Origin of the sequence: Sulfitobacter sp. HI0129, from assembly GCF_001635395.1 — a bacterium.
Classification (GTDB): Bacteria; Pseudomonadota; Alphaproteobacteria; order Rhodobacterales; family Rhodobacteraceae; genus Sulfitobacter.
This window is the reverse complement of record NZ_LWGH01000218.1, coordinates 18,887-29,635: the sequence shown is the minus strand read 5'-3', so window position 1 is coordinate 29,635 and position 10,749 is coordinate 18,887. Positions and strand designations below refer to the sequence as shown.

Here is a 10,749-nt window from a genome sequence, read left to right as displayed (position 1 = left end):
TGCCCGACGAGGTCGCCCAGATAGCTGGAAAAAGCCACGAAGTTGATGTTCACCGCCAGGAGCATCAATTCGATGCTCATCAGCAGGATGATCACGTTCTTGCGGTTCAGGAATAGCCCGAAGATGCCAATGACGAACAGCGTTCCCGCCACCGTCAGGTAATGTTCAAGTCCGATCATGTCCGTCCCTCGGTTCTCGCCCGTTCTTGCGCGTTCTTTAGCCCCTGTGCCTGCCGGTTTCCACCGGGAAGGCGATGTCAGCCGAGAAAGCTGTAACCGCCCAGCAGGATGATCAGAACCACGATGAGCGCGATGATTGTTGTTCTCGACACGGGGTGTCCCTTCATGTTTGGGGCCTTGAGCCCCGGAAATGGCCGCCCGGCGGCGGCGCGTCTTTTGCGGCAGGCCCCGGACGGGCCCGCGCCGCGTAATGTCTGGCCTAGAGCCCCTGCCCCGGCTTCACGTCCCGCAGTTCCATCGCCTTCTTGGGGTCCCGCATCATCTGGGCCACGGGGTTCTGGCGCTTCACATCCTGACGATGGCGCAGCGTCAGCACGATCGCACCGATCATCGCCACCAGCAGGATCAGCCCGGCAAGCTGGAACAACAGGAAATACTGGTCATAAAGAATGAGGCCGAGCGCTTCGGTATTGAACCGGTCAGGCACGATCACCTGTGTCCGCAGCGCCTCTGCGCTGATGTTCGATTCCCACGCGCCGAAGGCCATGACGAACTGCATCAGGATGATCAGCGCGATCAGAAGCGCCAGCGGCATGTAGCGGGCCATCTCTGCCTTCAGTTCGGCGAAATCGACATCGAGCATCATGACCACGAAGAGGAACAGCACCGCGACCGCGCCCACGTAGACGATGATCAACAGCATCGCGACGAATTCCGCCCCCAGCAGCACGAAAAGCCCGGCGGAGGACAGGAAAGCGAGGATGAGCCAGAGCACCGAATGAACGGGGTTGCGGCTGATGACGGTGAACAGCCCGCCCGTGATCACGCTGATTGCGAAAAGGTAGAATGAAAAGACGATCATGCGTCACCCTCTTTCTCGTCCAGCACGGCCTGCGTCACTTCGAGCGCGCGCGTCATGGCGGGGATACCTGCGAAAACGGACATCTGGCCAATGGTCTCCACGATGTGCTGGCGGGTGGCCCCGGCTTCCAGCGCGTGGCGTACCGTCTGCCGCAGTGCGACATCGTTCTGTGCCCCCTGCATCGTCAGGCCAGCCAGCGTCAGTAGCAGGCGAGTCCGCGCATCCAGCCCGCCGGTATTCATGGTGTTGCCGAACATCAGCTCCATCATGTCCTTGGGCATGGTGCCCATCAGCTTTTCGAATCCCTTCGGCGTAAAAGCCTCCATCGCGGGAAAGTTGCGGGCCATTTCCTGCGCCTGCTCCATCATCTGGGCAAAGGGGTTGGCGCCGTCGAAAGGGGTCTTCTGATCGCTCATCGGTAGGGTGCGTCCAGTTCGAGGTTGCGGGCGATTTCCGCCTCCCAGCGGTCGCCGTTTTCCAGAAGCTTCTGCTTGTCGTAGTAAAGCTCTTCCCGGGTTTCGGTGGAAAACTCGAAGTTCGGGCCCTCGACGATGGCATCGACCGGGCAGGCTTCCTGACAGAAACCGCAGTAGATGCACTTCGTCATGTCGATGTCATAGCGCGTGGTGCGGCGCGACCCGTCGAGCCGCGGCTCGGCGTCGATCGTGATGGCCTGCGCCGGGCAGATCGCCTCACAGAGCTTGCAGGCAATGCAGCGTTCTTCGCCGTTGGGATAGCGGCGCAGCGCATGTTCGCCCCGGAAACGCGGGCTGAGCGGCCCCTTTTCATGGGGATAGTTCAGCGTGGTCTTGGGCTTGAAGAAATACTTGAACCCAAGCGCCATGCCTTTCCACACATCCTGAAGCAGGAAGTACTTGGCGGCGCGGGTGTAATCGATCTGCGTCATCTCAGCCTCCTACGGTCCAGCGGGCATAGATGCCCCAGAACCAGTCGAATTTCGCCGCGAAGCTCACGAAGACCACCCAGAAGAGCGAGAACGGCAGGAAGACCTTCCAGCCCAGACGCATCAGCTGGTCATAGCGGAAGCGCGGGGTGATCGCCTTGACCATGGCGAACATGAAGAAGACGAACAGCATCTTGAGGAACATCCACAGGAAACCGTCCGGCAGGAACGGGATGGGCGACAGCCAGCCGCCGAAAAACAGCAGCGACACCAGCGCACACATCAGCACGATGGCGACAAGTTCGCCGATCATGAAGAGCAGGAAGGGCGTGCTCGAATATTCGACCTGATATCCCGCGACGAGCTCCGATTCCGCCTCCGGCAGATCGAAGGGCGGGCGGTTCGTTTCGGCCAGCGCAGAGATGAAGAACAGGATCAGCATCGGGAAATGCGGCAGGAAATACCAGTTCAGCAGGCCCAGATCGCCTCGCTGCGCGTTCACGATGGACGAAAAGTTCATCGACCCGGTGGAAATGATCACCCCGATAATGATGAGCCCCAGCGACACCTCGTAGGAGATCATCTGCGCCGCGGAGCGCAACGAGCCGAGGAACGGATATTTGGAGTTCGACGCCCAGCCACCCATGATCACGCCGTAGACCTCTAGCGAGGAGATGGCGAAAACATAGAGAATCGCCACGTTGATATCGGCGAGGACCCAGCCATCGTTGAAGGGAATGACCGCCCAGGCGATCAGCGCCATGACCAGCGACACCATGGGCGCGATGAAGAACACCGCCTTGTCCGCGCCCGCCGGTACGACGACCTCCTTGACCACGTATTTCATCAGGTCAGCAAAACTCTGCAGCAGGCCGAAGACGCCGACGACGTTCGGTCCCCGGCGCAACTGCACGGCGGCCCAGATCTTGCGGTCGGCATACATCAGGAAGGCGAGTGCCAGAAGCAACGGCAGGACGATCAGCAGGACCTGCCCGGTGATCAGCAGGCCAATGCCGACACCTGTCGTGGTAAAGAATTCAACCATAAGTCCTCACACCGTCGGTATGCCCTTTTCCACGCACTCCGACGTGGTCACTTCGGCATCGATTGTCTTCAAGCCCCGAGGGAGGCTCGGCGAGATCGTGTAAACAGCATCTCCCCGCCATATGCCACCCTCTTGCGTCACATTTGTACGGACATGGCGCGCAAAACCATAGCCCCGGATCAGCGTATAGCGCGCCGCGGCACAGCGCGCGTAGTCCGCCACGTCCTCGTTCGACAGGGCCTTCGTCATGGCGACGTTGAACTGGACGAGGTCCCCGTCAAGCAATGTGGTCTCCACCCCCTTGTAGTCGGGAATGAAATCCTCCGCCGTTGGCACCTGCGGCGCGCAGGCGGACAGCGACAGGGCCGTACACAGGCAGAAAGCTCTCACTCCGCCGCCAGCGGCTCGGCCCGGCGGGCGGCGGCATTGGCGGAAAGCTCCGCCATCAGCTGCGACGCCCGCGCGATGGGATTGCTGAGGTAGAAATCGCGGATCGCGGGCACGAAGGCGCCCGACCCCAGATCGCCCGCTTCCGTCCGGTCGATCGGCGACCAGTCGTTTTCCGGCACGGAACCGATCTCGGCGAAATGGGGAACTTCCTTCACCAAGGTGCGGCGCAGGGCGGCCAGCGAATCGAAGGGCAGCGTGTCGCCCATCTCGGCGCTCAGGGCGCGCAGGATCGCCCAGTTTTCCTTGGCCTGACCGGGGGCGAAGCTGGCGCGCATGGCCAGTTGCGGGCGGCCTTCCGTGTTCACGAAAAGGCCCGGCTCCTCGGTATAGGCGGCACCGGGCAGGATGATGTCAGCACGATGCGCGCCCCGGTCGCCATGGCTGCCCTGATAGATCACGAAGGGGCCTTCGCCGATCTCGATCTCATCCGCGCCGAGGTTGTAGATCACATCCGCGCCCATCACGTCATCGAGCCCGTTTTCCGCCGTGGCACCGATGTCCATGGCACCCACGCGCGACGCGGCGGTATGCAGGACCAGCAGCTTGCTGTCGGTCTTGTCGCAAAGCGCCATCGCGGTGGCCAGCACCGCCGCGCCATCGGCATCCTTCAGGGCGCCCTGCCCCACGATAACGAGCGACGGCTGATCCTTCACCTCGCCGAAATCGCGGGACAGCAGCTTGTCCAGCGCGGCGCGGTCATCGCCGAGGTGGTGATATTCATAGGTGAGATCGGCAGCTTCGCCGATGACGCCGATATCCGCGCCACGGCTCCATGCCTTGCGGATACGCGCGTTCAGAACGGGCGCTTCCACCGCGGGGTTCGACCCGATGATCTGGATCATCCGCGCATCGTCGATATCCTCGATCCGCGCGTTGCCCACATAGGCCGAACGGTTGCCCGCCGGCAGCTTCGCGCCATCGGTCCGGCATTCCAGCGCTCCACCGCGGGATGCGAGCAGCATTTTCAGGGCATAGGCGGCCTCCACCGGGGCCAGATCGCCGACCAGACCGGCGACCGACTTGCCCTGTATCGCGGAGGCCGCGGCGGCCAGCGCCTCGGGCCAGTCCGCTTTGCGCAGTTTGCCGTTCTCGCGGATGTAGGGCGTATCCAGCCGCTGGCGGCGCAGCCCGTCCCAGACAAAGCGCGTCTTGTCGGAAATCCATTCCTCGTTCACGCCGTCGTTGTTCAGCGGCAAAAAGCGCATGACCTCGCGGCCCTTGGTATCTACCCGGATGTTGGAGCCGAGCGCATCCATCACATCGACGCTCTCGGTCTTCGTCAGCTCCCAGGGCCGCGCGGTAAAGGCATAGGGCTTCGACACCAGCGCGCCGACGGGGCAAAGATCGATGATGTTGCCCTGCAGCTTACTGTCCAGCGTCTCACCGAGGTAGGAGGTGATCTCCGCATCCTCGCCCCGGCCGGTCTGGCCCATCTTGTGCACACCGGCGACTTCGGTCGTAAAGCGGACGCAGCGGGTGCAGGAGATGCAGCGCGTCATATGCGTCTCGATCAGCGGACCGAGGTCCAGATCCTCGGTCGCGCGCTTGGGTTCGCGGTAGCGCGAGAAATCGACGCCATAGGCCATGGCCTGATCCTGCAGGTCGCATTCACCGCCCTGATCGCAGATCGGGCAATCCAAGGGGTGGTTGATGAGCAGGAATTCCATCACCCCTTCGCGGGCCTTCTTGACCATCGGGGAATTGGTTTTCACCACCGGCGGCTGGCCTTCGGGGCCGGGCCGCAGGTCACGCACCTGCATGGCGCAGGAAGCGGCGGGCTTGGGCGGCCCGCCGACGACTTCCACAAGACACATCCGGCAGTTGCCCGCGATCGACAGACGTTCGTGGTAGCAGAAACGGGGAATTTCGACCCCCGCCTCCTCGCACGCCTGGATCAGGGTCATCGCGCCCTCGACCTCGACTTCCTTGCCGTCGATGATGATCTTGCGGATGTCGCTCATATGCTCACTTCGCCTTCAATAGAGAACCGATCCGGCTCGATTTTTGAATCTCTGCGCGTCCGAGCGCACAATAGCTTTGCGGGTCCGAAGTATCGACCCCCCGCGCCTTGAAAAATGCAGCCCCGCGGGCCTTCATCCGCGCCTTTTCCGCATCGCTGTCGACATAGGCCTCGATCTCCGCGTCGGAGTAGCCCAGATCGCGGGCCTTGTCCTTCAGCCCGTAGAGATAGCCGATCGCGGTCAGCATGCGGGCGCTGATGTCGGGGCAGTTCTTGCGGATACGGTCCGCGATGCCGAGGTCCAGCAGCGCGTCGTCGATGGCGGGCACGTCGCGCAGGGGCGGTTTTGCCGCAACGGGTGCTGCCAGCAGGGCCAGTCCGACGGCGGCGGTGATCATCATGCGTTTCATATCGCTCTCCTCATGTGACGGGGTTCTGTTCCCCCCGTCGGACATGGGGTTTGGGCCTTCGGAAATACAATAACACTCCCGATAGCAGGCGCCTGATGGCAATATGTCGCCTTTCGCATCACTGCGGGCAGATTCCTTCGAGCCGCAGGGACCCGTCCACCAGCCGCAGCCTTTCGGGCAGTGTGTCCGGTCCCGCGATCCACTGGATGTCGGAAGAGCCATAGGTGCCGACGCAATAGGATACCGCCGCGTAACGGCCCGCTTCGCGCGCGCCCTCGATGGATCGGGCGGCGTCCCTGACCTCGATCGTGATGTGGTCGCGCTGGCCGTCGACCTTGCGGACCTTGGTGGGGAAGTAATAGCCGTCGAACAGGACCCGGTCCTCGGCGCTGGTGCAACCCGCCGCCAGGGCAAGGGCGGTCACGATCAGGATTGTCCGGGTCATCGCATCACTCCGATAGAGGGGCCGCGCGGTACCGCGCGATATTTCGATGCCCCGTCCGGACAGACCGGCAGGGCGCGGTTTCGCTATCGCCATTGTCGCGCCAATGGTCAAGACGCACCGGTTTGACCGGATGCGCCTCTAGGGCCGCGCGGCAGCGCCTGTTCATGCGTCCTGCCCCGTGTCATCGGTGCGCAACAGGGCCTGCATATTGGCGTATTTCTGCAAGAGCCGGTCACGTGTCTTGTCATCGAGCATCAGCAGGCGGCGTGGATCGGCATTGTCGTCGAGATCGGCCTGTTTCACGCGGCGCGCGCAGGCATCGGTATTGACCCGCGCCATGTAGCTTTCCACGCTTTCCTCGGGCCGATGCGTCAGGCAATCGACCGAACGCGCGGTGCTGTCGCCAAAGGTCTCGCGGATGCGCTCCAGCGTGACGTCGGTATCCTCCACCGTGTCGTGCAACAGCGCGACGATCCGGTCGGCGTCCTCCGTCATTCGCGCGGTGACCCGCGCCACATGGCCGATATAGAGCTGCCCCGCGCGGTCCGTCTGGCCGCCATGGGCCGTCAGCGCCAGTTCAAACGCGGCGCCGACAGAGGCTGATGCGGGATCGGCCGCGGCCACGGATCACTCCGCCGCGACCGCGCTGACACGGCCCGTGCGCTTGTGCTTGATGCGATCCTCGATCTCGTCCCGGAAATGCCGGATGAGACCCTGAATGGGCCATGCCGCCGCATCGCCAAGTGCGCAGATCGTGTGGCCTTCGACCTGCTTGGTCACGTCCAGCAGCATGTCGATTTCCTCGGGCTCCGCATCACCGGTCACAAGGCGGTCCATCACGCGCATCATCCAGCCGGTGCCTTCCCGGCAGGGGGTGCACTGACCGCAGGATTCATGCTTGTAGAATTTCGACAACCGCCAGATCGCCTTGATGATATCGGTGGAATTATCCATCACGATGACAGCCGCAGTGCCGAGCCCGGAACGCTGTTCGCGCAGGTAGTCGAAATCCATGATCGCTTCGCGCATGTCCTTGCCGGGGATCAGCGGCACGGAGGATCCGCCGGGGATCACGGCCTTCAGGTTGTCCCAACCGCCCCGGATGCCCCCACAGTGAGTCTCGATCAGCTCCTCGAAGGTGATCGACATGGCCTCTTCGACCACGCAGGGGTTGTTTACATGGCCTGAAATGGCAAAGAGCTTGGTGCCCGCGTTGTTGGGGCGCCCGAAGCCTGCGAACCATTCCGGGCCACGACGCAGGATCGTTGGCACCACCGCGATGGATTCGACGTTGTTCACCGTCGTCGGGCAGCCATAAAGGCCCGCACCGGCGGGGAACGGCGGCTTCATCCGGGGCATGCCCTTCTTGCCTTCGAGCGATTCCAGCAGGGCGGTTTCCTCGCCGCAGATATAGGCCCCCGCGCCATGGGCGACATAGAGGTCGAAATCCCAGCCGGAACCGGCGGCGTTCTTGCCCAGAAGGCCCGCGTCATAGGCTTCGTCGATAGCGCGCTGCAGCGCCTCGCGCTCGCGGATGTATTCACCGCGGATGTAGATATAGCACGCATGGGCGTTCATCGCGAAAGAGGCGATGAGGCAGCCTTCGATCAGCGTGTGCGGATCATGGCGCATGATCTCGCGGTCCTTGCAGGTACCCGGTTCGGATTCGTCGGCGTTGACCACCAGATAGGCGGGCCGCCCGTCGCTTTCCTTGGGCATGAAGGACCATTTCAGACCCGTGGGGAAGCCAGCACCACCCCGGCCCCGCAGGCCGGAGGCCTTCATCTGATCCACGATCCAGTCGCGGCCTTTCTGGATGATGCCCGCGGTACCATCCCAATGGCCCCGCTGCTGCGCGCCCTTCAGGCTGCGGTCGGCCATGCCGTAGATATTGGTGAAGATGCGGTCTTGGTCCTGAAGCATGAAGCTACCCTCGGTTGTCTCGGCCCGTGGGACCGGAAGTCTTTCGGCCGGCCCGCCGGGCCTGCCACATCTGAAAAATCACCACCATGGCCCAGAAAAGGGCCGCGAGCGCGGCGAGATCGAACAGGAAGGCATAGCGCCCGGGCAACCCCATGGCGGGGGCGGCCCATTGGGCCGCGAGCCACAGCAGCATGGTGCCCGCGATTACCGCGGCCGCCGTCTGGCCCTTGCGCGCGAGCGCCCTGTCTGCGTTCCTGTCTTCCACCGCGATTGCCTGTCGTGTCAGCCCTGAGTGGCCTTGGCGAGCGCGCTGGCCTGACCCACCCAGTCGTCACGGCGGATACGGCCCTTGAACCTCAGACGGGAATCGACCCAGTCGATCTCCTCCTCCGTCCAGTCGGCAATCTGATCGTAGTGATAGAAGCCCAGATCGTTGAGCGTCTGTTCCATCTTGGGGCCGACACCCCCGATGCGCTGCAGATCGTCGGCAGACCCGCCGCGCGGCGCGTCCAATGTGACCGGTGCCTTACCCTCACCATCAGCGTCCGAGGGCATTTCCTCCGAAACCTCTGCAGTCGAATCCGCGACGGGCGCAGCCGTGGCGGCACCACCTGCCGCCGGATCGTATTTCCACGATCCCTTCCGGGCGGCCAGTTCCGCCTGCCCCTGCAGCGGCTTGGAGGGGCGCACCTTGAAGGGCGCGTCGCTCTCTGCCTTCACGTCATCCGCGTCGGGAACCACGCCATTGACGGGCTTTCCCGCAGGCGCGGCGGCGTCGGATTTTGCCGGGGGGCTTTCCACGGGCGCTGCCTGATCCAACTCCTCTGCCGAAGCGGCAGGCTCCGCACGGTCCGGCGTTTCGTCGACGAATTCAACGGCAGAGGTCGTGCCGCTTTCATTGGGCTCCGCCTCGGGCTGGGGATCGGGGCTGGCAACAGTGGCCCCTGCCCCACCCGCGAGCGAGGCGGAGGCGATGTCAGCCCCGCTGTCGCGCTGCCGGGCGGCGGCGCGGCGCTCTTCGGCGCTGCTGCCGAAGGGGTTTTCGTCTTCCGTGCCGGAACACAGGACCTTGGACAGGCCGAAACCGACGATCGCCCAGAGGATCAGGCCGACAAGAATGGCACCCAGCCAGCCCCAGCCCCCGATGAGACATAGGATGGCAACGATCACGCCGACGGCAGCGCCGGTCCACCAGCACCGGCGGGTGCAGGCCTCTTTCGTGGATGATGTATTCATGTCCGTGTCGTCCCCCTTGGTTCAGGTCGCGGCGGTGGATGTGGTACTGCGCTTGCTTCCGTCTCTCCTACCGCCTGTTCATTTATCCTTCGAACCGGACACGAGGCCGCCCGCTTGGGCCACCCATGCATCACGGCTCGCGCGCCCTTTGAAACCCTTGAGGTTCTGATCGACCCAGGCGACCTCTTCGGGGCTCCAGCCCGCGATCTGGTCGTAATGATAGATGCCCATGTCGTTCAGCGTCTTTTCGACTTTAGGACCGATGCCCTTGATCTTCTTGAGGTCATCCGCCCCGGCGTCGCGCGCCGTCGACAGCGCCACGGGCCTCGTGCCGGGATCGGCGTCCTTGGCCGAGGGGGTCGCCTCAGGCGCGGGGTGGCCGGATTCCGCCCCCACACCAGTGTTCTTTTCGGGCGGTGCGACGCTGCCTTCATCTGGGCGACCGGTGGCTTCGACGTTTGGCGCTTCGCCCTCGGCTTCGGAATATTTGTCTGAACTGTCGCCCACATCGCGCGGCGCGGGGGCTTCGGCCTCTGTCCTGCCACCCTGTGCGCCGTCGGGGCCCGAGGGGGCCATCAGATCGTCGCGCGGGGCGACGCCATCTGCATCCTCGTCCACGCCATTGTCCTGCCATGGCGTGGTCAGGGGCACTTCGGTTCCGTCGATGCGCTTGATCGTGTCGCCGATGCTCACCGCCAGATCGGCAGAGGCGTTGTATTCGGGGCGGCCTTCGGCATGGTCTTTCAGGCTGGTCAACCCGGCGGCGGGTTCGGACGCATAGCGGCCATTCTGCGGGCCCGGCACAGGCACGTCGCCCGCGGCCATTTCATCGATGATCTCGCCCAGACGTTCCGCCGTCAGATCCTCGTAATAATCCTTGCCGATCTGCGCCATGGGCGCATTGGAGCAGGCCCCGAGGCATTCGACCTCTTCCCAGCTGAACTTGCCATCGGCGGAAAGTTCATGCGCCCGCGGCGCGATACGTTCCTTGCAGACGCCGATCAGGTCCTCGGCCCCGCAGATCATGCAGGACGTGGTGCCGCAGACCTGAACATGCGCCACGCTGCCCACGGGCTGAAGCTGGAACATGAAATAGAAGGTCGCGACCTCGAGCCCGCGGATATAGGCCATGCCGAGCATTTCGCTCACATGTTCGATGGCCGGGCGGGACAGCCAGCCTTCCTGTTCCTGCGCGCGCCAGAGCAGCGGAATGATGGCGCTGGCCTGACGGCCCTCGGGGTATTTCGTCATCTGTGCTTCGGCCCAGGCCTGATTGTCGGGCGTGAAGGCAAAGCTTTCGGGCTGTTCGGGGTGCAGTCGGCGGAGCATGTCTGT

14 protein-coding genes are annotated in these 10,749 nt (G+C 63.6%); all 14 read right to left on the bottom strand.

Translation table 11 applies throughout. The annotated features are described in order from the left end of the window. Window positions 1–179, bottom strand: a 179-nt coding sequence (gene nuoK / locus A3764_RS02965) for an NADH-quinone oxidoreductase subunit NuoK (RefSeq protein ID WP_082865888.1), incomplete at its 3' end; no start/stop codon positions are given. Window positions 180–438: 259 nt separating this feature from the next. Next, window positions 439–1,041, bottom strand: a complete 603-nt coding sequence (locus tag A3764_RS02960) for an NADH-quinone oxidoreductase subunit J (protein WP_067951147.1) — start codon at window positions 1,039–1,041, stop codon at window positions 439–441. Beyond that, a complete protein-coding gene (locus A3764_RS02955) occupies window positions 1,038–1,457 on the bottom strand; it encodes a carboxymuconolactone decarboxylase family protein (RefSeq protein WP_067921052.1) in 420 nt (139 codons plus the stop codon). Before A3764_RS02955 ends, A3764_RS02960 begins: the two co-directional genes overlap by 4 nt. Next, entirely contained in the window at window positions 1,454–1,948 is a 495-nt protein-coding gene (gene nuoI, locus A3764_RS02950) for an NADH-quinone oxidoreductase subunit NuoI (protein WP_067921053.1), read from the bottom strand. Before nuoI ends, A3764_RS02955 begins: the two co-directional genes overlap by 4 nt. 1 nt (window position 1,949) lies before the next feature. After that, on the bottom strand, window positions 1,950–2,990 hold the full coding sequence (gene nuoH / locus A3764_RS02945) for an NADH-quinone oxidoreductase subunit NuoH (protein ID WP_067921055.1): 1,041 nt from the start codon (window positions 2,988–2,990) through the stop codon (window positions 1,950–1,952). 6 nt (window positions 2,991–2,996) lie between these two features. Continuing rightward, window positions 2,997–3,380 carry a hypothetical protein gene (locus tag A3764_RS02940; RefSeq protein WP_443069029.1) on the bottom strand — a complete coding sequence of 128 codons (384 nt, stop codon included), beginning with the start codon at window positions 3,378–3,380 and terminating at the stop codon, window positions 2,997–2,999. Continuing rightward, window positions 3,377–5,401, bottom strand: a complete 2,025-nt coding sequence (gene nuoG, locus A3764_RS02935) for an NADH-quinone oxidoreductase subunit NuoG (protein WP_067951145.1) — start codon at window positions 5,399–5,401, stop codon at window positions 3,377–3,379. The genes A3764_RS02940 and nuoG overlap by 4 nt, the downstream gene beginning before the upstream one ends. A gap of 4 nt (window positions 5,402–5,405) precedes the next feature. Next, window positions 5,406–5,810: a DUF5333 domain-containing protein gene (locus tag A3764_RS02930; protein WP_067928796.1), complete on the bottom strand. Its 405-nt coding sequence runs from the start codon at window positions 5,808–5,810 to the stop codon at window positions 5,406–5,408. Between the two features lie 118 nt (window positions 5,811–5,928). Beyond that, window positions 5,929–6,255: a hypothetical protein gene (locus A3764_RS02925; protein WP_067928793.1), complete on the bottom strand. Its 327-nt coding sequence runs from the start codon at window positions 6,253–6,255 to the stop codon at window positions 5,929–5,931. A gap of 162 nt (window positions 6,256–6,417) precedes the next feature. Next, window positions 6,418–6,879: an HD domain-containing protein gene (locus tag A3764_RS02920; RefSeq protein ID WP_067928791.1), complete on the bottom strand. Its 462-nt coding sequence runs from the start codon at window positions 6,877–6,879 to the stop codon at window positions 6,418–6,420. Window positions 6,880–6,882: 3 nt separating this feature from the next. After that, window positions 6,883–8,178, bottom strand: coding sequence for an NADH-quinone oxidoreductase subunit NuoF (gene nuoF, locus A3764_RS02915; protein WP_067928789.1), 1,296 nt, complete (start codon window positions 8,176–8,178; stop codon window positions 6,883–6,885). A gap of 4 nt (window positions 8,179–8,182) precedes the next feature. Next, entirely contained in the window at window positions 8,183–8,443 is a 261-nt protein-coding gene (locus tag A3764_RS02910) for a DUF5337 family protein (RefSeq protein WP_067928787.1), read from the bottom strand. Window positions 8,444–8,460: 17 nt separating this feature from the next. Further along, window positions 8,461–9,414, bottom strand: coding sequence for a hypothetical protein (locus A3764_RS25625; protein WP_067928785.1), 954 nt, complete (start codon window positions 9,412–9,414; stop codon window positions 8,461–8,463). Window positions 9,415–9,492: 78 nt separating this feature from the next. Next, the gene (locus A3764_RS02900; protein ID WP_067928783.1) at window positions 9,493–10,743 is read right to left on the bottom strand and encodes an NADH-quinone oxidoreductase subunit E; all 1,251 of its coding nucleotides are present in this window, start codon (window positions 10,741–10,743) and stop codon (window positions 9,493–9,495) included. Window positions 10,744–10,749: the final 6 nt, after the last annotated feature.